The 25,790-nt window shown below is 41.1% G+C and carries 26 protein-coding genes and 4 pseudogenes; 11 read left to right on the plus strand and 19 right to left on the minus strand.

The genetic code is table 11. The annotated features are described in order from the left end of the window. Positions 1-3: 3 nt before the first annotated feature. Positions 4-720, plus strand: coding sequence for an NAD(P)H-dependent oxidoreductase (locus JCM19038_RS09690; protein WP_042417259.1), 717 nt, complete (start codon positions 4-6; stop codon positions 718-720). A 239-nt stretch (positions 721-959) separates the two neighbouring features. On the opposite strand, the gene JCM19038_RS09695 is transcribed toward JCM19038_RS09690, so the two are convergent. Then, positions 960-1,466: a hypothetical protein gene (locus JCM19038_RS09695; protein WP_042417262.1), complete on the minus strand. Its 507-nt coding sequence runs from the start codon at positions 1,464-1,466 to the stop codon at positions 960-962. Between the two features lie 137 nt (positions 1,467-1,603). Here JCM19038_RS09695 and JCM19038_RS09700 point away from each other — a divergent pair, with 137 nt between their 5' ends. After that, positions 1,604-2,176 carry a class I SAM-dependent methyltransferase gene (locus JCM19038_RS09700; protein ID WP_042417265.1) on the plus strand — a complete coding sequence of 191 codons (573 nt, stop codon included), beginning with the start codon at positions 1,604-1,606 and terminating at the stop codon, positions 2,174-2,176. A 3-nt stretch (positions 2,177-2,179) separates the two neighbouring features. Here the strand turns inward: JCM19038_RS09700 and JCM19038_RS09705 are convergent, their stop codons facing one another. The 8 genes and pseudogenes from JCM19038_RS09705 to JCM19038_RS09735 form a co-directional block, all read right to left on the minus strand. Beyond that, positions 2,180-2,410 carry a hypothetical protein gene (locus JCM19038_RS09705; protein ID WP_042417270.1) on the minus strand — a complete coding sequence of 77 codons (231 nt, stop codon included), beginning with the start codon at positions 2,408-2,410 and terminating at the stop codon, positions 2,180-2,182. A gap of 57 nt (positions 2,411-2,467) precedes the next feature. After that, the gene (locus tag JCM19038_RS22820; protein WP_193745100.1) at positions 2,468-2,635 is read right to left on the minus strand and encodes a hypothetical protein; all 168 of its coding nucleotides are present in this window, start codon (positions 2,633-2,635) and stop codon (positions 2,468-2,470) included. Positions 2,636-2,804: 169 nt separating this feature from the next. Next, positions 2,805-4,123 (minus strand): annotated as a pseudogene (locus tag JCM19038_RS09710) (LLM class flavin-dependent oxidoreductase). Positions 4,124-4,148: 25 nt separating this feature from the next. After that, positions 4,149-4,952, minus strand: coding sequence for an ABC transporter permease subunit (locus JCM19038_RS09715; protein ID WP_042417273.1), 804 nt, complete (start codon positions 4,950-4,952; stop codon positions 4,149-4,151). Then, positions 4,942-5,913, minus strand: coding sequence for an aliphatic sulfonate ABC transporter substrate-binding protein (locus JCM19038_RS09720; protein ID WP_052361381.1), 972 nt, complete (start codon positions 5,911-5,913; stop codon positions 4,942-4,944). Before JCM19038_RS09720 ends, JCM19038_RS09715 begins: the two co-directional genes overlap by 11 nt. A 31-nt stretch (positions 5,914-5,944) precedes the next feature. Continuing rightward, positions 5,945-7,045, minus strand: coding sequence for an LLM class flavin-dependent oxidoreductase (locus JCM19038_RS09725; RefSeq protein ID WP_042417275.1), 1,101 nt, complete (start codon positions 7,043-7,045; stop codon positions 5,945-5,947). 29 nt (positions 7,046-7,074) lie between these two features. After that, positions 7,075-7,836, minus strand: a complete 762-nt coding sequence (locus JCM19038_RS09730) for an ATP-binding cassette domain-containing protein (RefSeq protein ID WP_042417278.1) — start codon at positions 7,834-7,836, stop codon at positions 7,075-7,077. 15 nt (positions 7,837-7,851) lie between these two features. Beyond that, positions 7,852-8,199, minus strand: coding sequence for a hypothetical protein (locus JCM19038_RS09735; protein WP_152549393.1), 348 nt, complete (start codon positions 8,197-8,199; stop codon positions 7,852-7,854). A gap of 165 nt (positions 8,200-8,364) precedes the next feature. On the opposite strand from JCM19038_RS09735, the gene JCM19038_RS09740 reads away from it, so the two are divergent. Then, complete coding sequence (locus JCM19038_RS09740) at positions 8,365-9,264, plus strand: LysR family transcriptional regulator (protein WP_042417285.1); 900 nt, start codon at positions 8,365-8,367, stop codon at positions 9,262-9,264. A gap of 252 nt (positions 9,265-9,516) precedes the next feature. Here the strand turns inward: JCM19038_RS09740 and JCM19038_RS21805 are convergent, their stop codons facing one another. After that, entirely contained in the window at positions 9,517-9,822 is a 306-nt protein-coding gene (locus JCM19038_RS21805; RefSeq protein ID WP_193745101.1) for a TIGR04104 family putative zinc finger protein, read from the minus strand. Between the two features lie 2 nt (positions 9,823-9,824). After that, on the minus strand, positions 9,825-10,607 hold the full coding sequence (locus JCM19038_RS09745; protein ID WP_042417287.1) for a PhzF family phenazine biosynthesis protein: 783 nt from the start codon (positions 10,605-10,607) through the stop codon (positions 9,825-9,827). A 447-nt stretch (positions 10,608-11,054) separates the two neighbouring features. On the opposite strand from JCM19038_RS09745, the pseudogene JCM19038_RS23580 reads away from it, so the two are divergent. Beyond that, positions 11,055-11,642 (plus strand): annotated as a pseudogene (locus JCM19038_RS23580) (tyrosine-type recombinase/integrase). A gap of 219 nt (positions 11,643-11,861) precedes the next feature. On the opposite strand, the gene JCM19038_RS09760 reads toward JCM19038_RS23580, so the two are convergent. Together JCM19038_RS09760 and JCM19038_RS09765 are read right to left on the minus strand one after the other, a co-directional pair. Beyond that, entirely contained in the window at positions 11,862-12,305 is a 444-nt protein-coding gene (locus tag JCM19038_RS09760; protein WP_081831729.1) for a pyridoxamine 5'-phosphate oxidase family protein, read from the minus strand. Between the two features lie 152 nt (positions 12,306-12,457). Continuing rightward, positions 12,458-12,976, minus strand: coding sequence for a YfiT family bacillithiol transferase (locus tag JCM19038_RS09765; RefSeq protein WP_042417299.1), 519 nt, complete (start codon positions 12,974-12,976; stop codon positions 12,458-12,460). 417 nt (positions 12,977-13,393) lie between these two features. Here JCM19038_RS09765 and JCM19038_RS25465 point away from each other — a divergent pair, with 417 nt between their 5' ends. Genes JCM19038_RS25465 through JCM19038_RS09775 form a run of 3 tightly spaced genes read left to right on the plus strand, consistent with a single transcriptional unit; the run spans position 13,394 to position 14,953 of the window. Further along, positions 13,394-13,501, plus strand: coding sequence for a MerR family DNA-binding transcriptional regulator (locus JCM19038_RS25465; protein ID WP_081831730.1), 108 nt, complete (start codon positions 13,394-13,396; stop codon positions 13,499-13,501). Then, positions 13,452-13,784: a MerR family transcriptional regulator gene (locus tag JCM19038_RS09770; RefSeq protein ID WP_081831731.1), complete on the plus strand. Its 333-nt coding sequence runs from the start codon at positions 13,452-13,454 to the stop codon at positions 13,782-13,784. Before JCM19038_RS25465 ends, JCM19038_RS09770 begins: the two co-directional genes overlap by 50 nt. After that, complete coding sequence (locus JCM19038_RS09775; protein ID WP_042417302.1) at positions 13,781-14,953, plus strand: MFS transporter; 1,173 nt, start codon at positions 13,781-13,783, stop codon at positions 14,951-14,953. Before JCM19038_RS09770 ends, JCM19038_RS09775 begins: the two co-directional genes overlap by 4 nt. A 252-nt stretch (positions 14,954-15,205) precedes the next feature. Here JCM19038_RS09775 and JCM19038_RS09780 read toward each other — a convergent pair whose 3' ends face one another. Further along, the gene (locus tag JCM19038_RS09780) at positions 15,206-15,454 is read right to left on the minus strand and encodes a hypothetical protein (protein ID WP_042417305.1); all 249 of its coding nucleotides are present in this window, start codon (positions 15,452-15,454) and stop codon (positions 15,206-15,208) included. A 554-nt stretch (positions 15,455-16,008) separates the two neighbouring features. Here JCM19038_RS09780 and JCM19038_RS09785 point away from each other — a divergent pair. The 4 genes from JCM19038_RS09785 (at position 16,009) to JCM19038_RS09800 (ending at position 20,422) form a co-directional block, all read left to right on the plus strand. Then, complete coding sequence (locus tag JCM19038_RS09785) at positions 16,009-16,881, plus strand: CPBP family intramembrane glutamic endopeptidase (protein ID WP_042417308.1); 873 nt, start codon at positions 16,009-16,011, stop codon at positions 16,879-16,881. Positions 16,882-17,331: 450 nt separating this feature from the next. Then, a complete protein-coding gene (locus JCM19038_RS09790; RefSeq protein WP_052361385.1) occupies positions 17,332-18,357 on the plus strand; it encodes a tripartite tricarboxylate transporter substrate binding protein in 1,026 nt (341 codons plus the stop codon). Positions 18,358-18,439: 82 nt separating this feature from the next. Further along, positions 18,440-18,895, plus strand: coding sequence for a tripartite tricarboxylate transporter TctB family protein (locus JCM19038_RS09795; protein WP_042417311.1), 456 nt, complete (start codon positions 18,440-18,442; stop codon positions 18,893-18,895). A 12-nt stretch (positions 18,896-18,907) separates the two neighbouring features. Continuing rightward, on the plus strand, positions 18,908-20,422 hold the full coding sequence (locus JCM19038_RS09800) for a tripartite tricarboxylate transporter permease (RefSeq protein WP_042417314.1): 1,515 nt from the start codon (positions 18,908-18,910) through the stop codon (positions 20,420-20,422). A 583-nt stretch (positions 20,423-21,005) separates the two neighbouring features. On the opposite strand, the pseudogene JCM19038_RS09805 reads toward JCM19038_RS09800, so the two are convergent. The 5 genes and pseudogenes from JCM19038_RS09805 to aroD all read right to left on the minus strand — a co-directional run bounded on the left by JCM19038_RS09805 (position 21,006) and on the right by aroD (position 25,775). Beyond that, positions 21,006-22,204 (minus strand): annotated as a pseudogene (locus JCM19038_RS09805) (CaiB/BaiF CoA transferase family protein). A 33-nt stretch (positions 22,205-22,237) separates the two neighbouring features. Continuing rightward, positions 22,238-24,000: pseudogene (locus JCM19038_RS09810) on the minus strand (thiamine pyrophosphate-binding protein). Further along, a complete protein-coding gene (locus JCM19038_RS23585) occupies positions 23,997-24,266 on the minus strand; it encodes a hypothetical protein (protein WP_238554364.1) in 270 nt (89 codons plus the stop codon). Before JCM19038_RS23585 ends, JCM19038_RS09810 begins: the two are co-directional and overlap by 4 nt. Continuing rightward, complete coding sequence (locus tag JCM19038_RS09815) at positions 24,257-24,997, minus strand: zinc-binding dehydrogenase (RefSeq protein WP_238554365.1); 741 nt, start codon at positions 24,995-24,997, stop codon at positions 24,257-24,259. The genes JCM19038_RS23585 and JCM19038_RS09815 overlap by 10 nt, the downstream gene beginning before the upstream one ends. A 4-nt stretch (positions 24,998-25,001) precedes the next feature. Next, positions 25,002-25,775, minus strand: a complete 774-nt coding sequence (aroD, locus tag JCM19038_RS09820) for a type I 3-dehydroquinate dehydratase (protein ID WP_042417317.1) — start codon at positions 25,773-25,775, stop codon at positions 25,002-25,004. Positions 25,776-25,790: the final 15 nt, after the last annotated feature.

Genomic DNA, 25,790 nt, shown 5'->3' on the forward strand with positions numbered 1-25,790 from the left:
ATCGTGAACATATTGATTGTTTATGCTCATCCTGAACCGAAATCATTTAACGGTGCTTTAAAGGATGCGGCTGTCGAAGAATTAGAATCACAAGGTCACACGGTACGTGTGTCGGATTTGTATCAGGCAAACTTCAAAGCGATAGCGGACCGTGGTGATTTTGAACAACAAAGCAATCCAGATTTTTTTAAATACCAAGCTGAACAAGCACTTGCTTCTGAGGAGCATGGATTCCATCCTGAAATTCAGGCTGAACTTGATCGCTTGTTTTGGGCGGACTTTGTGATTTTTCAATTCCCATTGTGGTGGTACAGTGTGCCTGCAATTCTAAAAGGGTGGTTCGATCGGGTGTTTGCTGCTGGAACCATTTATGGTGGAGGGCTAGGCAGGTATAGTGAAGGAGCTTTACGTGGTCGTAAAGCGATGCTATCAGTTACGGTTGGGTCTGCTGAAAAAGGCTTTAGCCCGACTGGAATTGATGGAGACATGACGACCATTCTTTATCACATTAACCACGGGATGCTTTACTTTAGCGGCATGCAGCCTGTTGAACCTTATATTACCTACCAGCCTGCTCGCGCGAGCGTCGATGAACGTAAAGCCATGTTGGCTAGCTTTAGACAACATGTAAAAGCCATCGATGAACGATCATTGATTCATTATCACCCGAATGATCACTTTGATGAGAACCATCAATTAAAGCCAGAACACCGTAAATAAAATGATAAAAGCGACCTTGTTCTTTTGTTAGAGAACAAGGTCGCTTTTATTGATTACAAACCATTTTTAAAGAAAGAGGCAAACATCCTTGGCACGTACAACAAAACGTCTCCAAAGGCTCCAACCCAAGATGAGAGTAGTGGATCTCTGTTACGTGGTTGATTCCGTTCAACTTTCGCCAACATATTGACCTCCCCAAGAGTTTACTAACTTTAATATACCATGACTGAAAATTAATTCTACTCAACGTCTTCATCAAGAACTTGCTTCGTGAACGCTTCCGCATCTTCAACCGTTACTTCATCACCTAAATAATAGATCGAATAGAAATAATCACCGTGAGGAAAATGGTGGGAGACGTTCTCAATGTCCTCTCCAAATTGAGTGGCTTCGACATAATGTCCACCAATGGATACTTCTTCTGAATGGGTCGGAGTCGTTGGCGACACATGAATTTCAAGGTTTATTTCTGGTTCGCCATCATAACCCCCATAGACATATTCAAAATCCGCAAGTTCTGCAATCTCTAAATTCGGTTCAGAAGATTCTCGGTGACCGTAATTTACGATAAGCGAATCTAAGGACATTGACTCGTTTTGCCAAATCGATAAAATCTCATAACTCGTATGTTCAGGAATGTTCACATTATACGACGTCTCATCCACTTGTAGTTGTGCCTCAGAAACAGCACCATTGGAACAAGCGACCATAAAAATCACAAACAAAGAAATAACTATACTACGCATTGACTTCCCCCTTTGTAATTCTTTACCCATTTTCAATATACTGGAAACCAATCTACATTTTTCCGTTTACTTATTAAACCTCCTGTATTAAAGTTATTAAAGATATGTTATATCTGTAATACGAAAAGGATGATACGATGACTAACGAAAAGCACGTAAAGAAAATCCAAGCATTAGAAAATGAGCATCGCCACACTCATTTTCCAGCAAGTACGTTACTTGACTTACTCCCATTATCAACTGAAAGTACCATTCTGGATTTAGGTGCTGGGACGGGCTATGTAACACTGCCTGCTGCAAAACAAACCTCAGGTGATGTGTACGCACTTGACCGGGATTTGAACATATTAAACTATCTAGAGCAATCTGCGAGTGAGCAACAATTAACGAACATCACAACGCTTGAAGCAGACTTTACATCCATTCCACTTCAAGATCAGCATGTTGATCTTGTGGTCGCATCCATTGCGCTTCATGAAATTAAACCACTTTCAAGCGCGTTAGCTGAAGCCTTCCGCGTAGTAAAACCAGGTGGAATGATTCAAGTCGTTGAACTTGAAGCCACAGAAAAGTCACGGGGTCCAAGAGTTTCTTCTAAAGATATGTCGGCAGCACTTGAAGAAGCGGGCTTTGTGATGAGTCAAACTTTATTTCCAGATTTAACGATTGCAAACGAGCCTGTCTATATTCACCTAGCTACACGTCCATAAATTTTACAAGGGAACTTGGTTTTGTTGTTTCAGTTTCTCATGCTTTTCAAACATGAGAAACAAAAATAGACTTAGAACCATCAAGATCGTTGAACCATTTACCATGTAATGAACGGCTGGCAACAATGAAACTCCCATTAATTGAACAAGTGAGACAATGAAGATAAACAAACCTAAAACTAAGACGAATAAACGCATGACTTGTTTGAGTACGACCGTAGCTTTTAAGCTCATCTTCAAGCCTCCCGAAAGTATAAGTTTGTAGAGTCGTTCGTTGGCGCGCCGATTTCTTCACCTAAGGCGCTCCACGATGGTTCGATACAATTGATAACATCCACGAAAAAGGTTGTCATAAAACGTACCTAAGGTTCGATCCACAACAATCCGCACTCCTGCAAAAAACAGTGCAATCACAGCGATTATAAGCATAAGTGCAACGCCCGCTTGAATGCCAGACAACACAACCACCCAATCTAATCAGAGTAAACGTAATGTAACACGAACAAGCGGAATTTTCAAATCAGTCAGATAAAAACTTTAGTCGAGACGAGCTTTACAGTGAAGTGATGTTTCTTAACATTAATAAGACAGCACCCTAGTCAAGGTACTGTCTCCCAAAATTTGCGCTTTATGCATTAACAACTACCGATGGCTTCGGTTTCTCTAGACCGAGGTGGTCACGAAGCGTTGTTCCTTCGTATCCTTCTCTAAAGATCCCTCGTTTTTGGAGCTCTGGCACGACGAGTTCTACAAAGCTTGACAATCCGTCTGGATAATTACCTGGACAAAGGTTGAATCCGTCACAGCCCCTTCCTTGAACCATCGTTCAAGGTCGTCAGCAACTTGTTCAGGATTCCCAATCAAGATTCGGTGTCCTCTTGAACCAGCGACGTGCTTATAAAGCTGGCGAACACTCATATTTTCACGCTTAGCGAGATCAAGAATGAGTTGGCGACGACTCTGGTTGCCGTTGTATTCAGGTAACGATTCAGGCAATGGAGAATCTAAATCATAATCTGTGAAATCAAAGCCACCCATATACTCAGATAACAACTCCAAGCCCACTTCTGGGACGATCAGTTCTTGTAATTCATCATACTTCGCTTGCGCTTCTTCTTCTGTTTCCGCTACGTAGATGGACACACCAGGTAAGACTTTCACTTCATTAGGATTGCGTCCGTTTTCTTTTGCAAGCTTCTTCACTTCATCGTAGAAACGCTTTCCTTCTTCTAACGTCAATTGGGCAGTAAAAATAACTTCAGCATGCTTGGCTGCGAATGCCTTCCCTTGCGGTGAAGACCCTGCTTGAATAATTACGGGTTCACCTTGTGGAGAGCTTGAAGCATTTACGGGACCTTTGACGTTAAAATAATGACCGTCATGGTTTGTTTCATGTAGGCGCTCTGAATCGAAGTAGGTGCCTGCTTCCTTATCACGAACGAGCGAGCCTTCTTCCCAACTTCCCCAAAGCTTCTTCACAACATCAAGAAATTCATCGGCGCGCGTGTAACGCTCATCATGTTCCATATGAATGTTCTGACTGAAGTTCGCTGCTTCACCTGTATAATACGACGTCACAACGTTCCACCCTGTACGTCCACGATTTAGATGATCAAGCGAGAGAAACTTTCTCGCGATATGAAAGGGCTCGTTATACGTCGTTGTTGCGGTAGCTGCCAAACCAATCTTAGTCGTCATGGCGCTTAGCGCACCGAGCAACGTGAACGGTTCAAAGCGCACTAACTCTGACGGATGTGACAAGTGATTGAATGATAATCCGTCTGATACGAAGAGCATATCAAGTTTCCCCTGCTCAGCAATTTGAGCAACATCGCGGTAAAAATCAAGGTTTTCAGGACTGTCTGCTGGTGTGTTCGGTTGCCTCCATGAAGCGATATGATGACCAAATCCCATCAAAAAAACACCGATGTTCATTTTACGATCCATAGTACAAGTTCCTACCTTTCAGAAGTTAAGAGTTTCGTAAATTTTGATAGGTTGGGTGCCAATTAAGAAGTCGTTTTTCCAATAGCTTCGCCAAAGTGTCGGCAATTTTTCCTAATACCGAATAAAGTAAAATCGCAAGAATGATGACATCAATCTGCATGAACTCTCTTGCATTCATTGACATGTAACCGATGCCCGATGTTGCAGCAATCGTTTCTGCCACAATTAAAGTGACCCACATTACGCCTAATGCATAACGAACACCAACGAGAATGGAAGGCATCGCACCTGGTAAAATGACTTTCGTAAATAAGTGCCACTTCGAAATGCCATAAATACGGCTCATTTCAAGTAAGCCACGATCAACAGAGCGAATGCCATGGAACGTATTAATATAGACTGGGAACATAACCCCTGCCGTTACGAGAAAAATCTTCGCCGTCTCTCCGACACCAAACCAAATAATTACAAGTGGGATCATTGCAAGAATCGGGATGTTACGGAACATTTGAATGGTCGTGTCAGTATAGCGCTGCGAAGAGTTGGACATTCCATTTAGCACTCCAAGAATGAAACCAAGTCCCCCGCCAATCAAGAACCCGACAGCTGCCCGGAAGAAACTTACACCGATGTGTTCAAAAATCTCTCCACTTAGGGTATACGTAATTGCTGTTGTCAGAACTTCATATGGACTAGCAATTAACTGCATCGCTCCAGTAGAAACAGAAACTTGCCAAACAACGAGCAAGATTACTGGTAGAACCCAAGGAGCAATGGAGTTTTGATATACATTCTTAAGACCGTGATGACGTATTGCTTTATTCGTCATTTGACAGCTCCTTCCCTTCTACAATGTAAGATTCCATTTCTAAAGGATCATCAATAAATCCTAATTCTACTAAGTCATCCGCTTGTTGTTGCAGATCTTCCTCCACACCCGGTCCATTGTAATCAGCCATGTTAATGCCCCGTTCTAAGATTCGGTGCCACGTCTCTTCAGACAGCCCCGTTTCCTCAAACAATAGCGGCGTTGCAATGGAAGGATCGTTTTCAACTTCTTCACCGATCCGAATAACGGCATCCACATACACTTCTAACGCTTCAGGATGATCCGTCAGAAAGGCTTCATTCGTAAAATAAAACGACCGATAAGCAACGACATCTTCGGATGTTGAAATGACTTCATGCCCCCGCTCTTCACCAGCTGCCAAATAAGGGTCCCAGACGACCCACGCATCAATCTCCCCGCGTTCCATCGCTAAAATAGCATCAGGAGGATCCAGGTACACAGGTCTCACATCATCTAAATCGAGACCTTCTTGTTCAAGCGTCTTCAGTGTTAAATAATGAGCTATCGATGCACGATTAAAGGCAATCCGTTTTCCTTCAAGGTCACTAATCTCATCTATCCCAGTATCCCTTTGCACTAAAATCCCTTGACTATGTGGTGCAGATTCTGTTGACGCGATATATCGGATCGGATGATTGTTCGCAATAGAGTAAAGTGAAGGAATGTCGCCAGCATTTGCAATGTCCACGCTTTCTGTTCCGAGCGCCTCAAGTGTAGAACTCCCTGTATTAAACTCTGCCCAATCTACAGAGTAGCCTAACGCCTCCATGTCTGTGTGGAATTGTTCATCTTCACGAAGCATGAGTGTAATCGCGTTTTTTTGATATCCAATCGTGACTTCGTTCATTTCTTGCGAGTGCGTCGTGGCTTCATGACTACATGCAAAAAGCACACCTACTGACGTAATCATTCCAAGTAAAGCAACTGTTGCTTTTCGCATCTTCTCATCCTCTCCGACCTTCGCTTCGTCTCTATACAGGTTTCTTTAGTTGTTCTCGTACAAGGGGCAGAACTTCGTTTCCGATTTGTTCAATTACTTCTAAATGAGGGAAACCCCGTAGCAACACTTTATCGAAGCCAAGCTCAACATACTCCACAATTCTTGCTGCCACTTGTTCTGGTGTGCCGACAAGAGCAACGGAATTGCCTGATAACACTTGTGTTAACCCCGCCCAAAGGTTTGGAGCGAGTAAGAAGTTGCTTTCTCGACTATTCTCCATTAGATCGTGAAGACGACGTACCCCTTCAGAATCACCTTTCTTGCGATCCGTTTGCTTTTGCTCCAACGCTTCTGGCGATAAATCTTTAATCAATTGCTCGGCATTTTCAAACGCCTGCTCTTCGGTTTCGCCTAGAATCACTTGGAATGAAACACTATACGAAAGCTCTCGGTTTTCCTTTGATGCTCTTGCTTTCACATCTGTGATCGTTTCCCTTGTGTTATCGAGCGTCTCACCCCACGTCATGTACACGTCCGCTTGTTTGGCAGCGACATTTCTTCCTGTTTCAGATGCACCACCAAAGTAAATCTCTGGCGCTTTAGACTGGCCGAGTTCTGGAAAAAGAGTCGCATTGTTCAACTCATAAAATTCTCCGCTATGCGTGACATTTTCTTCTGTGAAAAGGCGTTTTAACACATGAATGTATTCTTCGGTACGACGATAGCGAACGTCGTGCGGTTGGAAATCACCGTAAGCAGCTAGCTCTGTTGGAGAGCCCCCAGTCACAATGTTCACGAGCGCACGACCACCAGACCAGTGATCGACCGTTGCAAATTGCTTCGCAAACGTAAACGGCGACATCACACCTGGCCTTGCTGCGAAAAGAAATTTCAACGACTCCGTTTGAGTACTCAAGCTTGCGGCAACCGCAAGGGAATCTAAGCAACCTGCACCAGTAGGCAAGAGTAGTGAAGAAAAACCACCACGTTCAGCTGCTAATGCAATAGCTCGAATGTATTCAAAGGTCGGTTCACGTTCGGTCTTACCTTTGCCATCCGTCCAGCCGGCATTCCCTGTTGCAATGACTCGCCCATCACCGGAAGTAGGCGCCATTGTTATAAATTCAACCATTCTAGTTCCTCCTTCGTTGCCACTTACGACTACATAGCAAACGTCTGTTGTTTATGGCTTTCTTCTAATAGTTCTGCATAAAGTTCACGTTCAATTTCTTTAAACACTGGATGACTCCGCTCCCGCGGTCTTGATAATGGTACGTCTCGATCATAAGAAATCATACCTTCTGAAATGACGATAATCCGATCAGCAAGCATGATGGCTTCACTCACATCATGTGTCACAAGTAACGCTGTGAATTGATTACGTTTCCAGATCTCTTCAATGAGACCTTGCATCTCAATACGCGTTAACGCATCTAACGCTCCGAGTGGTTCATCAAGCAACAATAATCTCGGGTTGGCTGCAAGTGCTCTCGCCAATGCCACACGTTGCTTTTGACCACCAGATAAAAGAGAAGGCCATTTAGAAGCATGGTTTTCGAGACCCACCTCTTGAAGCAATTGTTTTGCCCCTTTTTGCCAATCATTTTGGAGTTGAAGACCAAACCCAACGTTTGTGAGAACATCTTGCCACGGAAGTAGACGATCTTCTTGGAACATGACACGAGCATCATTATTTTGTTTAGATAAAATTGTGTCATTTTGATAGATGGTGCCTTCTGTTTTCTCATCAAGCCCTGCAATTAGGCGAAGTAATGTGCTTTTTCCACAACCACTTTTCCCAACAATTGCGACAAACTCACCAGCGTCAATTTGCAAGTCAATCCCCTTAATCACTTCTGTTTTACCAAAGTTCTTTTTCATATTTTCAATACGTAATTGCACGCCATTTTGTTGGTTGGTCATCTTCATTCTCCTTTCTTAGCTAGGGACGATCTCTTTTTGCGGAAGCTCCGTGCTAAATTGATACGATGACTCTAAAAATTGCTGAAACAACGTGCCCGGCTTTAATTGAACAAACTGAATGTCTTGTTCTTTCGCTTTATCATAAGAACGTTCACAAAACGTATTAGGTGGCGCTAAAAAGACAGTCACTGCGAAGTTATTAACAAACTTTAATACTTCTCCACGTCGTCCTTCTTCTACAGATAATGCAGGGTTACGGTGATCTTCAAACCCATTTGTTTCCGTGTTATAAATTCGAACCCAATCGCCTTCAACAATTGGAACAATTTCTTCTCCCTTAAGTGCTGCAGCAAGAATCGTCAATCTAAGTCCACCTTTCATATAATTCTTATTAATTTGATCTGTTTTATTGAATATACGTTAATAGTGCTGTACAATCAATTTCAAATAAGTAAACTCGGAATTCAGTTTTACTGAACGGCTCATTCGAATACGCTTACAACAAGGAATACAGTGAGGTGATATCATTTGGACCTTCGCAATATTATTACATTTCAATCCATCGTGAAGTTAGGGAGCTTCCATGCCGCTGCCGAAACGTTGAATTACGCACCGTCCACGGTTACGATGCACATTAAGAATTTAGAAGAAGAACTCGGTGTCACGTTATTGGAACGCCTCCCAAAACTAAAGCTTACGAGTTCCGGAAAACTGTTGTACGAACAAAGTGATGTGCTACTTCGAGACTTTGATATGTTGAAAGAGATGATGACGAGTTTACAAAGTGGGAAAAGCGGATTTATTACGATCGGGGTAATGGAACCGACTGCCAGCTTTCGATTACCGCAGCTTCTCGCTACGTTTCAAAAAGAGCATCCTCTAATGAAGCTTTCTATTCAAGTGCATAACGCCAATGCACTTGAACAACTCGTACAGTCTGGAGAGCTTGACTTAGCAATTGGAACCACACCAACGGTATATCATGATGACGTTTCATTTTCGTGGTTATTTAATGAAGAGTTTGGGCTATTAGCACCTACTTTTCATACCCTCACAACGAAAGATACGGTGTCACTGCATGATCTACACGGACATTCATTGTTGCAAACGACCCCGTCGTGCCCGTTTCGAGCGACACTCGACCAAGCCCTACTAGAAAACAATATTAAAGTAAGCAAAAACATTGAAATTAGTAATCTCTTAGCTTTAAAACCATACGTAGAATCCGGTATTGGCATTGCAGTCATTCCAGAAATCATTGCAAAGCCACCTTTTACTAGAACACAATACTTACCTATAACAGACTTCAATGGACAGCTCCCTATTGGAATAATGACAAAAACGACTAATTTAAATCCGAGTCCCGCGCTATCTCAATTCATCGCTCACATTCTTCGATCTACCACCCCCACTACACTAATTGATTAGACACAAAGAAACCCGATTTGAGACTGATCAAATCGGATTTCTTTACGCGTCATTCATAGAATCTTTACAAAAGCCACATCGCAAATACAGATGCCCCAGTTAAACTGAATATATCACTATTTAGAGGAGATGTTCACTATGCATGCTAAATCGTCAACACTCTTCCCAAAGAAAAGAAAAACCGAAGTAGCCATCGGCTTAAACGTTCGCCTATCTTCTGTATTCACAAAAACGAGCCCTAAACGTCAACAATTAGTTAAACCCATCAATTAAATACTGTTTGTCTTCCTTGTATTCTAGCAAGAAAGGCTGAATAAATAGATGGATCAACACGGCATATAGTACAATAAAAATAAGACTGCTTATAAAAGAAATATCTAGCCATGGATGAAGAACCGTCTGCAAAATAAGTATGATGAAATACGGTGTTCCTATGTTCCATTGTGCTTTAGACGAAATATAGTTTCTTGTTCCACACACCGAGCAATCAATCCGGTGATACAACCCGATGCACTGGCGCCAACTCATTGCCGCTTCACACTTCCAACATGTTGGCATACTCATTTCCCTATGAAGAGCGTAGCTTTTGAGTACAAGGTAACGTAGCCACTAATTTTAACTCTGTCTCCTTCTGATTTGCAGTAGAGCGTGCCTCCGCGTGCTGACAATTGACGAGCGACAAGTTCTGACTTACCGAGTTTCTGTTCCCAATAGGGAATGAAATTGCAATGTGCGGAGCCACATACAGGGTCTTCATTCACTTGTAATTTCGGGAAAAAACACCGTGAAACAAAATCGTATGTTGTGCTTGATGCTGTAATCGTTAACCCGATTCCGTCTTGCAATTGCTTGATTTTCTCAAAGTTTGGACTGAACTGTTCAACAAGTTCTTCATTAGGAGCGACAACCATTACGTCCCTTCCTAAGTACACTTCAAGTGGCGTAAATCCAAGAACGTCTTCCAACTCAGCAGTTGATGAGATGATCTCTGGAATGCGACTCGGAAAATCCATCTCATAAAGGTCTCCCTTTCGCTTCACAAGCAGTTCCCCACTCATCGTATGAAACGTGAGATCTGTTGTTTCTAGCTCATAGTAATTACAGACCACATAAGCAGTTCCAAGCGTTGCATGTCCACAAAGATCAATCTCCCCACCTGGTGTGAACCACCGCAGATGATAAACGTCTCCTGCTTTTACTGTAAAAGCCGTTTCAGAAAGATTATTCTCAACCGCAATCTTTTGCATCGTCTCATCGTCTAACCAACGGTCCATCACACAAACGCCCGCTGGATTTCCTTCAAACACCTTCTCTGCAAACGCATCGACAACGTAATAGTCCATCGTTTTCCCCATCCTTTACAACGTTTCTTTTCTATTATCGTACGCCAAGAAATTAAAATTGCATATAAAAAAAAGGTTCATTAACCTTCTGAGAGTGTTGAACAAGCAAGTATCTGAAGGTCTAATAAATAAAAATCACTTTGAAATTCTTCCACAAACAACCGTACCACATTACGCATCACCTTTAATGCTGGATGATTATAGGTACCGTCAAGGATGCTTTGATCAATCTGTTGTAAATAGGCAATCTGCTCACCCTTCGTTAACGACTCGTATTCTAAACGTATCGTTCCAATGCATAACCGCTTCAGTGGGACTTAATGTGACTTAGGCATGAGAGTCATCCAATACCTCTTGAATATAATTACAATAAAAACCTAAAGAAATAAGTAATTTCTACAGTTTTTGTATAAGGAAGAGATGATTGATCGTGACATTACCACGAAAATGATTAAAGTGGCCAAACCGAAAGACCAACTCGTCGATCGTGATTTACATGAAGACGAGGCGAAGCAACTCCTGCAGCATTTTAAAGGGCATGACTTTTTCACGTACGCTCTTCTTTCAATTCTCCTATCAACCGGGATGCGAATTGCGGAGTTAGCCAATGCCGATATGGAGCGTTTGGTATGGCGCTCGTAAGAACAAGCGAATTTTCTAGATGTCGAAGGTAAAGGCAAGAAGCAACGACCCATTGTGATCTATGAAGATGTGTTGTCCATGATAAAAGAACTCCGCAGACAACAAGGGATTTCAGAGGATAGCAAAGCAGGCCTTTTTACTAAAACCAATGGCAAACGGTATTCACCTACTTATTTGAGTAGCGACTTTAAACACTTGCTCTATGAATCGCCTTTCGGTTTTGTTCGAACACGTAAAGACCCTATTACGGCACACACTTGTCGTCACTACACAGCACAGTATTTGATTGAGCAAAACGCTGATCTTCAGTTCGATGAACCTTACATACTTTGTGGTTTATCTTTGGGTAGTATTCTAGTATTACATCAGGCTATTCGTAATAAAGAAAACTAAAAGAGATTGTGCTCATTGCATCAGTATTTGAAGCCCCGAATAAGTACCTTGTAACATTTGTCTATATTAAGAACACTGGGGAAATTAAGGATATTGATAGCTTTGGATAACCCCGTTAGTATAAAAGAATCAAAAACTAATTCCACTCGATAAAGCTTGCCCCATTAGCCTAGAGTTTTTTCTGAGATATACTTAAATTCATTTATACATAAAATATATTTACACATTATAAGATTGATCTCTAACCACAACAGTCTCAGGTACAAAACGTATAAAAACATTATGAGAATTTTGAGTTTTGAACCTCAAATCCCAATTCTTATCGTTTGATCCTAGGTATTTTGTGAATAGCTTATGTGCTAATTTAAAGTTAAATAGTTCTACACTGGCTTTTCCCCTAAAGCCTGCATGGTAGACTTTCCCGGAATCGGGCTCAAAATCAACAATACCAATTGCACAAGATGGGGTGTTCTGTATTCTAGATGGAAAAGTATCTTCTGGTGTTCCTATAATCCAAAGGCAACTATCTTCCCAAATAAACCATACTGGTGAATCTCTAGGACCTTCTGGGGATGCCGTTGATAAATGGGCAAATAACGGTTTCATTAACATTTTATCTAAATCAAAACTTCTCTTTCCTTCTATAATCTTCAAATATTTCATCTCCTTTTTGGACGTTCCTCATCGATAAAATTTAATTAGTGAAATAACTATTGATCAATAAGCTAAGCTAACCTACGTCGCTATAGTAAAAAAGCGTCCCTTCTAACAGGAACACCCTCGTTTATTTAAGTAAATGTTTGTTTTTAATACCTTTACCAGCCTTTACGATTACACAAAGATGTAATATGTGCAAGATGATGTTTTCCATGCCAAGCATAGATTCCTATATTCTTACCTAATGATATTTCACCTGAATCCGGAGGAATAAAAGTTCTTTCCATATCTGCAGGAGTTAAACTACGTAAAAGGATAGTCCAGCGTTTGTGCAATGTTTCAAGGAGTGAAAGTGAAGTATCAATTGGTAAATTATAATCTGCTAGTTCTGCCCACTTTGTTTCGTTATATGGTTTAATTACTGGATTTTCTTCTGTTAGTGCCACTTTAAAACGAGTGTAGGCGTTTATATGACTATCTGCAACATGATGTATGACCTGACGAATAGTCCAGCCACCCTTTCGATAAGCTGTATCAAGTTGTTCATCATCTAACCTTTTTACAGTATCCCGCAATATTGTTGGTAATTCCTCAATTTCACATATCCACTTACTAGTAATGTTATTAGTAATTTCTTCATCAAATTCAAAGGTGCCAATTGGATATCTCAAATCCATCTAGTTCAATCCCCTAAAATTTTATTTATGTAGTTAATGAAATAAGTAATTATAAATAATTCTACCTGAATTCTCCAATAATACCAATGCCATAACTCTATACATATTAATTTATTGACCTGCCCCGTTCGTACCATAAGAAAAAAGCATTCTTGATTAAGAACACCCAATATATCTTAATATACTATTATTTATAGTTACACTCATACTCATTCCTACTTGAAGAAGTACCATTAACTTTGCAAAAAAATAAGTTAAAGCATAGTTCCAACCAATATGTCGATTCCCTTTACGATAAAGACTCGTCTTTTTTAATTCTTTTCAACTATCGCGCTCTTTGACAAAAACTGTCCTAATATTTCCTCTTTACATTGACATCGTGTCATACTTTATATTGTTGGAAAGGAGGGTTTTATAATGAAGATCAGTGAACTTTCTAATCAAACAGGTGTTAGCATTCGTTCAATTCGTTATTATGAGCAAAAAAAAGTTAATCCAACCTTCTCGGGAAGAAAATGGTTATAGGGTTTATGAAGAGCAAGACATTGAACGTGTAAAAGCCATTCAATTATTTCTAGATATCGGGCTTAAAACGGATGAAATCCGGCCTGTTATAGCTTGTGGTTCTATCGAACCCATGGATGGCAATTGGGATTGTGCAGATTCAGCAATAACCTTATACGAAGAGCAATTGCTCAAAACTAGGCAACAAATTGAGCAATTAGAAAATTCTAAAAGACATTTGCAAGAATTAATTGAATTCTGGCATACGGTTAAAGAGCGCCAGAACAGGATTAATGAACAATGAATTATCGCCTCTTCATATTAGTGTTAGGAACTTTTATTATTGGGACAGATGATTTTGTTATTGCTGGTTTATTACCGAGAATTGCTAATGATATGGGAGTCACCATTGCAGCAGCTGGACAATTAGTAACAGCCTTTGCCGTTGCCTATGCAATTGGAGCCCCTGTTTTAGGTACATTACTGTTTAATATGCCAGTTAAAGCGCTATTAATATTATCTATGTTTGTGTTTACCATTGCCAATGGCCTTTCTGCAGTTGTTACATCATTTGAATTATTGTTTATCACAAGAATAATTGCTGCGTTAGCCGCAGCCGTGTTTACCCCTTTGGCAATGGCTGCATCAACAAGTTTAGTTGCCGATACAATGCGTGGAAAAGCTTTGTCCTTTGTAATAGCTGGCATAACCATTGGGTTAATTCTTGGTGCCCCTATTGGTACATGGATTGGAAATGCCATGACCTGGCGTTATTCTTTTGTTTTCGTAGCTTTGGTATCTTTAGTAACTGTAATTGGGGTTTTACTATTCTTACCAAAAATTGAACGAGAAGCTTCTGTGAGTATCAAAGAGAGACTCAAAGGTTTCAACAAAATCATCTTCTTAACATTATGTGTCAGCATTATCGGTACAACAGGCGGGTTTATGACGTATACCTACATCGCTCCAATTATTACTGGGATCACAACGATCGAGAATATAGGTGTTTTCCTGCTAATACTTGGTATTGGATCTTTATTAGGCAACCTAGTTGGTGGGTACTTAACGGACCGTATTGGTGCTCCAACAACACTTACATTATCACTTTTTGGTTTCGCTATTTTATTAACTGCTTTTTCTTTGCTTTCCATATTAAATCCTTCTACATTAGCAACTATTCTTGTGGGTTTGGTTTGCCTATTATGGGGGATTCCTGGTTTTGGAATGAACCCAGCACTGAATGCATACCTGCTTTCGTTAAACCCTAAACAAGCATCAATGATACTATCTTTTAGTGCATCTGCACTTTATATGGGGATCGGTTTAGGAGCTTTTTTAGGCGGTGGAGTCATAAGTTTAAGTTCAATAAACTATGTGGGAATTAGCAGTGGGGTTCTCGTATTTGTTGCTTTAATGATCTTCATCTCAGTTAATAAGATTGCAAAGAAATCACTGAAAACAAGTGTTAACTAAAAATAAAGGTGCCATCGTATTCACCTACGGCACCTTTATTTATTCGAATGAATTCTTGTATCAGAGATAACTCATCTAAATGATTTCAGTATAAAAAGTTCTTAATAGTACTATCCTTTACTTTATAAAATATCAGGAACTATTTAAACCTCAGCTCTCAATCCACAAGCCTTATGCCACTATCCTACTCCTTTAATAAATATAAAGTTTAATATTACTTACGCCCTTATACTTTAATCCTTCTATAATTTTTCACATAAACTTGGGCGGTATTCTGCGTACCATTTTGATACCTTGGGCGGATGGCGCATCGACCTTTTTTTCTACTCTGTTCGAAACGATTTGTAAAAACCAAGGCGCAAAATGTCTTAACCGGTATGCATTTAACGTATGCATCATCTGCTCTGCTTCTTGTTTCGTTTCATACTGTTTTTGGTCTGTTCGATTGGCGTGCGTCAATACTTCGATTTTCCCTTTGTGTTCACGACAAATGATATACACACGACACCCCTCATCCAGCGATGTAACTTGTTTACCAAACTTGAGGAAGTTATTTTATTCGTGGATTTCTACTCATTTTAAGAAGGCCATAGACCCCCAAAATGACTAGACCGACAATCACTATTATTAGCAGTATGGAAGACTATCCAACATGAATCATTTTTCTCACCACCAGAAAAAGGCTGAACGGGCAGTGTAACATAGATCGCTCATAAATAAATCGTAAATTATAAATTGTTTAACAATAAGTGCGTGTTGGATGACCACAATTTTAGGGACTTTCCTATCTAGTTGTATACCCACCGTAACGAACCTCAACTCTGTATGCTTATGCTTCCTTTGTTATTGTAGACCACTTTATTAAGTTGCTAAAACCTCTTTCGGTTCTCTTCGCAACCGAAAACACCTGCTTTACAACATTGATCTCTTTTCATACCGCTATGTACACGTCTTATGACGACCTTATCGATTAGTCTGACAACGTCCCTCATACTAACCGTGTACTTATGTTCTTAATCTCAATAAAACTTTACTAATAAGGAGCGGTCTTTCAAATGAAAAATGCATGGTTTTACGTTTTAACAGGGTGGGCAACCGTAACGGTTGGACTGTTTTTAGCTTCTTTTTTCGGATCGATTGCATCAGAGCAATTCGGGATTACAGGTAACGGACGACAAGTAATCCATGCAGTGGTTATGAGTGGAGTTGTCGTACCAACGATTCTTATCTTATACAAAAAAATGAACAAAACCTTACCTACTCCAAGACCGACAGCGTATTCAATGAAACGAGCCCATCACTTTTTTAGTGGATTTATACTAGCAACAGGGTTAGCAATTATCGGTTTGTTTCTTGCGAGTGCGTTAAACCTTATTGAAATTCATCAATGGAATGTACCAAGTGCGTGGTTGGGAGCATTACTCGTAAATTTATTGATTGCTTTTTTCTATGAAGCATTGCCAGAAGAATTGGCGTTAAGGGGGTTGGTTTTTGACGCTTTCAACCATCACTATGCCATCTATCTAGCCGTTCTTTTGCAGACTTTTGCATTTATGGGTATGGCACTTGCTGTGAATTTCTTGCAGGTACTTGTGGGAATGTCTTCGTTTGAGCTGTTTTTCATGCAACTGCCACAACTGATCCTTCTTTTTGTTTTCGGTATTGCCTTAGCGCTTATTCGAATTTTTACCGGAAGCCTTTGGGCAGCGATTGGCTTTCATTTAGGCTATTTACTGATGGCACGATTCTTAATTATGCCTATAGAATACGGCGCACCGCCGATTGTTTCTTATGAAAGCGCCTATGAACTGAATTTCGGTGCCAATGTGATGATTGATACGATGATTTATGGTTGTATCGCAATTATGATTGTGTTATTGCTCGTAAGAAAGTTACGTAAATCAAAATCAAAGACGTTCACTGTGTAAAGAAATACTGAAACGCTCACACGGCTTTACGTGTTCAAAGTCATTAGACTAACTAAATTTCAAATATTTGTATATCGTTTTCAAGATTTTTATAAAGCTGGAATTATTTATTAAGAATCCTCAATAAATACTTTAGTTTCTAAATTAGTTGTGGTGGTGTTACGGTCATTTTTGTTATACCTTTATAGAGATATTACTTATTATTTTGAGAGTTTTCCTTTTCAGATTGCTAAGAACAGCGTTTTGAAAATCTATCGGAGGACTCTTTTAAGTCCCCTTCCCTATATGCCCATTCTTTAGTGTAAGTTTTCAAAAAAAAGTACGTGACATGATGTAAAAACAGTGCTACAATTCTGTTAATCATTTGTTCCATTATATAATGTTTAATTCCATTCAATGGAACAATTAGTGTTATATGTAAGCGCTTTTATATACGAAGGGGGCATATAAATGAAGAAGTTAGGTCTGTTAACGGGGGTAGTCGTAGTCGGTATACTTGGTGCGTGTGAATCCTCTGAGACTTCAGGTGAAAGTAACTACCCATCTCGAGACATTAATGGGATTATTCAGTGGGGTGAAGGTGGAGCAACGGATAATGTTGCACGTAGTCTCGCTATTCAAGCCGAGGATGCTTTGGATGCATCGTTTGTAATGCAAAATCGCGAAGGTGCAACGGGTGCAATTGCAACACAGTATGTGTATGATCAGCCTGCAGACGGATACAGTGTGTTGTTCGGAGCAGAAAATCCACTCATTTATAATGTTCTGGGTATATCTGAAAGGGATTACATTGAAGACTTCTATCCCGTCAATATTATTGGACAAGGTCTTGCAGGAATTGTAGTGAAAGATGATTCAGAATTTGAAACATTAGAAGATCTCGTTGAGTATGCCCAAGAAAATCCTGGTGATTTAACGTTAGGAACGAGTGGGGAAGGCGGCTTGCCACACGTTGTTGCTTCCATGCTTTCCGCAGAGCTCGGTACTGAATTCAATCAAGTCCCTTACGACGGTGATGGTCCGCTGTTTACAGCAATGCTAGGAAATCAAATTGATGCGACGGTTGTTGGTGTTGCAGGTGCGCAAGAATATGTTGAAGCTGGCGATATCCGGATGCTTTCTATTGTTCATAATGAAGAGGTGGACGCTTGGGATGCTCCAGCATTAAGTGATATTTACCCTGAATTTGACAAATACCTACCGTGGGGGCCGTTCTACGGAGCATTTGTTCACCCTGACACACCAGATGATATTAAATCAACACTCGTAGATGCATTTAATGAAGCGGTAGACGAGGAATCATTTCAGGAACTTCTCTCTTCTCTAGGCGCTGAGCCTATTAACATTAGTGGTGATGAAGCTGTTGAGTGGATGAAACAGACACAAGCAGTCTCTGCTTGGCTACTCTATGATGCAGGTGCTACTGAAAGTTCACCTGAAGAATTTGGCATTCCTAGAGTTGAGGATCTTGATTAAGTTTTAAAAGATGAGGGTGCACTGTGCGCCCTCTCTTTCAATTAACTTCTAAATCATTAACAAAGTGAGGACGCGAGAACACATGCTTACATTACGACGAACCCTACCTGGCATGGTGATGATTATCGTCAGTTTGGTCATCTTATACCAGTCTCTTTTAATTCAGGGGACGGAACAGCTCAACCCAGCAGGTGGTGGTTTCCTACCTGGAATTATTGCCATAGTGCTTATCATCTGTGGGATCGTCACGTTAATCAACGACTTGAAAAAACAAGTAGTCGAAAAGACTGACGAACAAAAAGAACAAGCCTTTTCTAAAAGTGATTACTTCCTGATCTTCTCTTACTTTATCTTTATTGTTTTTTATGTGTTGTCACTATCCTTTTTGCCATTCCTCATTAGCACAACCTTGTTCTTAATCATTAGCATCTTTTTGCTTAAAGGAATTAAGTGGTACACGAATGTTATTGTTTCAATTGTTACTGTAACAATCATTTATTTCTTATTTTCACAACTATTTAACATTGTTTTTCCTTAAGGAGCCAGCATAATGGAATTTTTACAACAAATTTTAATTCCTTTTTTTGATTGGGAACTGCTCATACTTGTAGCTGCAGGTACATTAGCAGGAATTTTTATCGGCGCAATTCCCGGACTATCTGTCACCATGGCCGTCGCTTTGTTACTTTCTCTTACCTATTCTTGGGACATGCTTCCAGCTCTCGCACTCATGCTCGGTGTCTATTATGGAGGCGTGTACGGAGGTTCAAGAGCAGCTATTCTCGTTAACATCCCTGGTTCCCCTGCTTCTGTTGCTACCTCACTGGACGGGTTTCCGATGTCACAGAAAGGTGAAGCTGGGCTTGCGCTCTTTCTAACGACAATCTTTTCATTTGTTGGAGGACTTGTTGGTGTACTCGTACTCGCGAGTGCAGCTCCTGTTGTTGCTTCATTTGCCGTGCAGTTTGCAAATCGAGATTATTTCTTACTCGCAATGCTCGGACTGCTACTAGTCGGTAATTTAAGTAATGGAACCGTTGCAAAAGGGCTGTTCTCAGCTGGGGCAGGAATCGTCATAGGACTAATTGGAATGGACCCAATTGGTGGGGGTTCACGCTTTACGTTTGGGTCATTGCAATTAATGAACGGTGTTGACTTTATTATTGCACTACTCGGTCTTTTCGGAATGTCAGAGATCCTCTATCAGATGCGAGAACTAAAACGTCAGGGCAAGCCGGTCGAGTTCAAAAAAATGATTATTCCGCCTTTGCGCTTTATCTTAAAATTTTTACCTCTCTCCATGCGAGTTTCAATCTTGGGGGTACTTACTGGGGCGTTGCCTGGTGCAGGGGGCGAGATTGCCGCACTATTGTCTTACGATCATGCAAAGCGATCGACAAAGAATCCAAATCGCCCGTTTGGAGAAGGTGCGCATGCAGGGGTAATCGCTCCAGAAGCAGGAAACAGTGCAGCCATTGGAGGCGCTATGATTCCAATGCTTACGCTTGGAATTCCAGGGGATGCTGTTACTGCAATCTTTATCGGCGCACTATTTATACACGGACTACAGCCTGGACCAATGTTGATGGCTCAAAGCGGGGATCTATTTTGGGTCATGGTCGGATCCTCTATACTTGCAAACATATTCTTGCTCATTTTCGGATTAATGGTCGTCTCCATATTTATACGAATTGTCACGGTTCCAAAACAAATCTTACTGCCAATTATTGCTGTCATTACGGTCATTGGCTCGTATGCAATGAATTATAGTCTAACTGACGTTTATTGGATGCTTGGGTTCGGACTCATCGGCTTTTTTATGAAGGTGCATAACTTTTCTGTAGCACCACTCGTATTGGGGATAATACTCGGCCCATTAATCGACACGTCATTTAGGCGAGCGTATATGTCCGCCAACGGTTCCATGCCTGACTTCCTGACAGGATTTGTGACGAACCCGATCAGCCTCATACTCACCATCGTAATCGCTTTTACAATCTTTTCTCAAACACCAATCTACAAAAAGGTTAAGCAAAAGATCTTACCTAAAAAGCAACAAACTTAAAATCTTTTTAGCCCTTTGAATAACACTGACCGATTATGGAGTTACATGATCGGTCAGTGTTATTTTTAACTAAGAGATAATAACCTTCCACCTGAATCCTACAATTCGTTAACATCGCAACGACTCAATTTCTCATTTCAAGTTATACCCCAATATCAATTCCGTTACACTTTATCTTAATCAAAAATAAATACCTTTTGTGTTGCTAAACTAGCCTCTGAAAAAGATAGACGAGTATTCGTTGTAGATTAACACCTTAATCTTCTTGGCTTTACGTATTCAGTTTCTCTTTTTCGAATGAGTTATTGGACAGCTGAGTGCTAACATGATGAATCTGAAGCGTTTTCTATTAAATCGATCGTCGGTGAAATTTATAAATTTAAAATGAACGAACTCACTATCCTATATAAATTAAAAAGAAGTCAGCCCATTGAAAAGGCTGACTTTGGTAATTCTTTTTTGTTGTCATCGATGATGAGATGTTCGTTAACTTGCTAATCGCTCCCAGATCCATCAGGATGGTTCATTACAATACATTCGTATCAGACGTGGTCATTGTGCCTCACTATACTTTAAATCGTGCTTAAATCACTTGTTTTGTTCTTAACTGCACAATTTCATCTGCGGTTAATCCTATACCTGAAAGAATTTCTTCATTATTTTCACCAAGATCAGGCGCGATGCTGCGAATGCTGCCCGGTGTCTTCTCAAATTTAGGAACAATCCCTGGTACTTTTATAGCTCCAAGTCGAGGATGGTGAACTTGAACGATATTCTCTCTCGCCTTGTAGTGCTCATCATTAAATATGTCTTCAATACTCATAACAGGACTGACTGGAACACCGTATTGATCTAATTGTTCAAGGAGACCTTTACGTTCTTTTGTTGCAATCCACTCCTCTACTATTCGATTCGTCTCATCGTTATTCTCAAGTCGCTTAGAATTTGTATAATAGCGCGGGTCTTCCAACATATCTTTTCTGTCCATTGCATCTGCTAAACGATTAAACGTCGTATCAGTGCTTGTTACGAGTACTACCCAATGCCCGTCTTTCGTCTTAAACGTCCCCGATGGCGAGGAATGGCCATGAAGACCAGGGGCACGTTCGCGTATCTTCTGTAGCTGATCATACTCTGCGACAAGAAATTCCATCATTCGGAATACCGATTCGTATAAGGCAATATCGACCATTTGACCGCTACCTTCTTCAGATGTATCACGATTGTACAACGCAGTAACCGCGGCAAACGCAACATAAATGCCACAAATGTAATCCGTTAATGAAAAAGGTGGACTCACCGGATGACGATCCGTAAATCCTTGAAGATATGTGTACCCGCTAAATGCCGTCGCTGGGGTGCCAAACCCAGCTTTTTCTTTGTATGGTCCTGTCTGTCCATAACCAGAAACACGAATCATGATTAAATCTGGGTTTTCTTCCTTAAGTACGTCATAACCGACACCCCACTTTTCGAGCGTTCCTGGGCGAAATTTTCAACGAGAATATCTGCCTTTTTTGCGAGTTTCTTTAAGATCTCTATCCCTTCTGATTGATGAAGGTCCAGTGTTAATGAGCGTTTGTTTCTTGAAAGCCCTGGCCATCGAAGCGGTTCCCCGTCTTCCGAAAATGGCCCTACACTGCGTGAGGTGTCTCCCCTTCCTGGAATTTCAACCTTAATTACATCCGCTCCAAAATCGCCAAGGAGCGCCGTACCATAAGGCGCTGCAATCATTGTAGAAACATCGAGAATAGTAACTCCTTCTAATGGTGTCTTAGCCATGAACTTATTAGCCCCTTTCTATAAAACGAACAATTACGGAATGCTAACGTGTGATTTCGTGCTGTTTGGAGAATAGATATCATTAATATTCCATTGACCATCTGTTGGAACAGGCTCGTTTCGCATGGCAACATCAATGACGACTGGCTCATTTGACTTAATCGCTTCATCAACAGCATCTTTGAACTCTTCTGCACTCTTTACTTTAACTCCTCTAACTCCAAACCCTTGAGCAATCGCTGCAAAATCAGGCGTATACGATTCGCCGTCTTTCTTGAATAATGTTCCGTACGTCGTATCATAATGAGCCATTTCTAAGCCGGCAATCGTACCATATGCACTATTATTCATGACGACCCATACGACTGGGATGTTCTCTTCAACTGCCGTAGCCAAAACAGCAGGGTTCTGACCGAAGCCACCGTCGCCAATGAGAGAGACAACAACACGATCTGGCAGGCTAGTTTCGCTCCGAGTGCTGCACTTGAGCCAAATCCCATCGTGGCAAACCCACCTGGTGTAAGAATAGAGCCTGGTGTGTAAATCGGAAACTGTTGACCTACGCCATTCTTGTTCCAACCGACGTCCGTTGTAATCATCGCATCACGAGGCAATACTTCCCGTACATCAGCTAAAATTCTCTCAGGTTTCATCGGGAATGCATCGCTGTTTACGTTGTCGCTAATCCGTTCACGCAAGTCTTTGCGATACGTTTGAATATCTTCTTTCAACTGTTCGTTTCGTATGATGCCTTCTGGGTAGAGACGTTTGGCAACTCGATTTAACGCCGTTAACGCTCTCTTCAAGTCTGCAATGGCTCCGATTTCCACCGGATAATTGCGTCCAATTTCATTCGAATCGATATCAATTTGAATAAGTTTTGTTTTTGGAATCTCAAACGTCACGCCTGGATACCATGAACTGCTGTCTGCTTCTTTAAAGCTAGTTCCTAACCCAAAAAGAAAGTCTGCATTCTTCGTCTGATCATTGATAAATTTCGTACCCCAAAAACCTGTCATTCCAAGAGTAAGTGGGTGATCATCTGGTAAAACACCTTTCCCCATCAAAGAATGGGCAACGGGAATGTTCATATGATCAACGAACTCACGAAGTTCATTCGTTGCATCTGCTAAAACGACACCGCCACCCGCATAAATAACAGGACGATTCGCCTCCGCCAAAGTCTTAACAATTTGCTCCGCAGTTTCTTCATCGAGCGATGGCTTTTCAATAACACGTATATGATGCTGAAGTTTTTCGAAAAGACTGGTATCTACCTCTTTAGAGAAGATATCCATCGGAACGGATACGAGAACAGGCCCGGGACGGCCACTCTCTGCAACTTGGAACGCCTTCTGGAGAATTTCTGGAAATAAATCTGGACGATCGACACGCCAAGCACGTTTAACAAATGGACGATAAATTTCGTATTGAGCACCATCTGCATGTAGGTTTACTTCTTGATGAGGATGCTTCCCGTAATAATGACTCGGCACATCACCTGCAATCACAACCATCGGAATTGAATCGAGTGCTGCATTCGCAACTCCAGTAGCGGCATTAGTCAAGCCAGGTCCTAAGTGACTTAATACAACTGCAGTTTCTTTTTTGGCGCGGGCGTATCCATCTGCAGCGTGCGACGCAATTTGTTCGTGGCGTACATTAATGAATTTGATGGAGCTTTTATCGAGCTCAGATAACACAGCAATGTTCGTGTGTCCGCATAACCCAAATAGATGCTCAACATTCCGATCTTCTAAGTATTTGACCAACTGAGTCGAGATGAGTTTCTTCATGATTGTTCCTCCTTGTTTTGAAAATCAATGAGAATTTTTGCAAAGTTACCAGAAAGTGCAAGTTCGTACGCCTTTTCATAGTCTTGTAACGGTAGAATTTTTGATATAAACACGGTTGGATCAAATCGTTTATCTGAGAGGTATTCAATACTTTCTGCAAAATCTTTAGGAAAGCGGTAGATGATACTTCCATAGATTGTCTGTTCTTTTCGTACAATTTGGCCTACTGGCAGTTCGGATGCGTTTGTGATACCAATTAAAAGCACAGATCCCCCTGCTTTAGCCAACGAAAACATGATTGTACTGACTGAGGAGTTCCCGCCGCTTCAACAACGTAATCAAACGTGTCAGGATCAATGGCATCCGGATGAGTTGCTTGAATGTGCGGAAAAGATTCTAGCATTTTCAGTTTTTCTTCATTAATATCGACCGCTGTGACGTCAGCCCCTAAATAATCGGCAAGTGCGACTGTTAACAGCCCTTCAGTACCACAACCGATAACGAGTACTGAATCCCCTTTTCTTAGATTGAGCTTTTTGAGACCGTGAACGATGACCGCTAGAGGTTCAATTAATACGGCTTTTTCATCAGAAACCTCATCTGGAATCGGAATAACATAGCGAGCATCAATACTAAATTCATGAGAAAATCCACCATCTGCATTAATGCCAATTGACTTTTTGTGCGGACATATATTTTCTTGTTCCCGCAAACAATACTCACATTCCCCGCAAAATGTATTCGGTGTAACAACAACCCGCGTTCCTTCAGGAATGTTCGCTACACTCCCTGATTCTTCAACAACACCGACGAGCTCATGACCAGGCCTTACAGGATATGTCGCATGCTGAATTTTCCCTCGATACACGGAAAGATCAGAGCCACAAATTCCACCATAAGTCACGCGGATTTTCACTTCATTCGCTCTTAAGCTCTCTAATGGTGCAGAATCTCTAAGAACGAGAGAATTCGGTTCAGCTATAAATAATTCACTCACAATGTCATTCCCCCATTACATCCTCAATCACTCGTAACACCACGTCCAGCTGCTCAATGGGCATTTGCCCTGGTGCCGAACTTGCACTACCAACAGCAAAGGTCATGGCTGACCCACAAGCTCCACCCATCATGCGAGATAGTGCACCTAGGCGTCCCATTGACATCGTGACAACTGGAATGGATAGGTGTTCAGATGCTTTTGCAGTTGCTTTCATAAGAACCAAAACGTCATCAATTGTTTGTGGCATAACGGCAACTTTTCCAACATCTGCACCTTGTTCTTCAGCTTCTTTTAATTTATTGTAGATTTCTTCTTCGTGAGGTGTCTCAGAAAAGTTATGATACGACATTAGTACTTGCACTTGATGATCTTCCGCCAATCTCTTTACTCTGTTAATATCCGCTTGATCTGCACTTAGCTCAACATCGATGAAGTCTACAGCCTTGCTTTTAATCACCGTCTCATACAGATCAAACACTTGCTTTTCGCTAATTGAAATCTGTTCCCCACCTTCTCTAGTCGATCTGCGAGTAAATAAGATAGGGATATGAGCCGATCGCTTGTGGATTTCTTCAGCTACTGATTTAACAGCTTGCAAGTCATCAAGCTTTAAGAAGAAATCGACTCGCCATTCAATGATGTCCGGATTCTTTTTTACGATATCTTCAAGTTGCGTCATTAATGAATTGCGATCGACTCCTGTTAGTGGTGTGCAAATGAGCGGACGATTCTGTTTATTTTCATGACGTAACGTTAAGTTTACTTGTTTCTTCATGCTTTACGACTCCCT

It is taken from the genome of Geomicrobium sp. JCM 19038, assembly GCF_000698125.1.
GTDB lineage: Bacteria > Bacillota > Bacilli > Bacillales > Marinococcaceae > Geomicrobium_A.

What these genes read in the sequence shown, in the direction of transcription:
- JCM19038_RS09695 (WP_042417262.1), bottom strand. Translation starts at nt 1,466, where the DNA reads ATGCGTAGTATAGTTATTTCTTTGTTTGTGATTTTTATGGTCGCTTGT.
- JCM19038_RS09700 (WP_042417265.1), top strand. Translation starts at nt 1,604, where the DNA reads ATGACTAACGAAAAGCACGTAAAGAAAATCCAAGCATTAGAAAATGAG.
- JCM19038_RS09705 (WP_042417270.1), bottom strand. Translation starts at nt 2,410, where the DNA reads ATGAGCTTAAAAGCTACGGTCGTACTCAAACAAGTCATGCGTTTATTC.
- JCM19038_RS09715 (WP_042417273.1), bottom strand. Translation starts at nt 4,952, where the DNA reads ATGACGAATAAAGCAATACGTCATCACGGTCTTAAGAATGTATATCAA.
- JCM19038_RS09720 (WP_052361381.1), bottom strand. Translation starts at nt 5,913, where the DNA reads ATGCGAAAAGCAACAGTTGCTTTACTTGGAATGATTACGTCAGTAGGT.
- JCM19038_RS09725 (WP_042417275.1), bottom strand. Translation starts at nt 7,045, where the DNA reads ATGGTTGAATTTATAACAATGGCGCCTACTTCCGGTGATGGGCGAGTC.
- JCM19038_RS09730 (WP_042417278.1), bottom strand. Translation starts at nt 7,836, where the DNA reads ATGACCAACCAACAAAATGGCGTGCAATTACGTATTGAAAATATGAAA.
- JCM19038_RS21805 (WP_193745101.1), bottom strand. Translation starts at nt 9,822, where the DNA reads ATGCCAACATGTTGGAAGTGTGAAGCGGCAATGAGTTGGCGCCAGTGC.
- JCM19038_RS09745 (WP_042417287.1), bottom strand. Translation starts at nt 10,607, where the DNA reads ATGGACTATTACGTTGTCGATGCGTTTGCAGAGAAGGTGTTTGAAGGA.
- JCM19038_RS09760 (WP_081831729.1), bottom strand. Translation starts at nt 12,305, where the DNA reads ATGAAATATTTGAAGATTATAGAAGGAAAGAGAAGTTTTGATTTAGAT.
- JCM19038_RS09765 (WP_042417299.1), bottom strand. Translation starts at nt 12,976, where the DNA reads ATGGATTTGAGATATCCAATTGGCACCTTTGAATTTGATGAAGAAATT.
- JCM19038_RS25465 (WP_081831730.1), top strand. Translation starts at nt 13,394, where the DNA reads ATGAAGATCAGTGAACTTTCTAATCAAACAGGTGTTAGCATTCGTTCA.
- JCM19038_RS09770 (WP_081831731.1), top strand. Translation starts at nt 13,452, where the DNA reads ATGAGCAAAAAAAAGTTAATCCAACCTTCTCGGGAAGAAAATGGTTAT.
- JCM19038_RS09775 (WP_042417302.1), top strand. Translation starts at nt 13,781, where the DNA reads ATGAATTATCGCCTCTTCATATTAGTGTTAGGAACTTTTATTATTGGG.
- JCM19038_RS09785 (WP_042417308.1), top strand. Translation starts at nt 16,009, where the DNA reads ATGAAAAATGCATGGTTTTACGTTTTAACAGGGTGGGCAACCGTAACG.
- JCM19038_RS09790 (WP_052361385.1), top strand. Translation starts at nt 17,332, where the DNA reads ATGAAGAAGTTAGGTCTGTTAACGGGGGTAGTCGTAGTCGGTATACTT.
- JCM19038_RS09795 (WP_042417311.1), top strand. Translation starts at nt 18,440, where the DNA reads ATGCTTACATTACGACGAACCCTACCTGGCATGGTGATGATTATCGTC.
- JCM19038_RS09800 (WP_042417314.1), top strand. Translation starts at nt 18,908, where the DNA reads ATGGAATTTTTACAACAAATTTTAATTCCTTTTTTTGATTGGGAACTG.
- aroD (WP_042417317.1), bottom strand. Translation starts at nt 25,775, where the DNA reads ATGAAGAAACAAGTAAACTTAACGTTACGTCATGAAAATAAACAGAAT.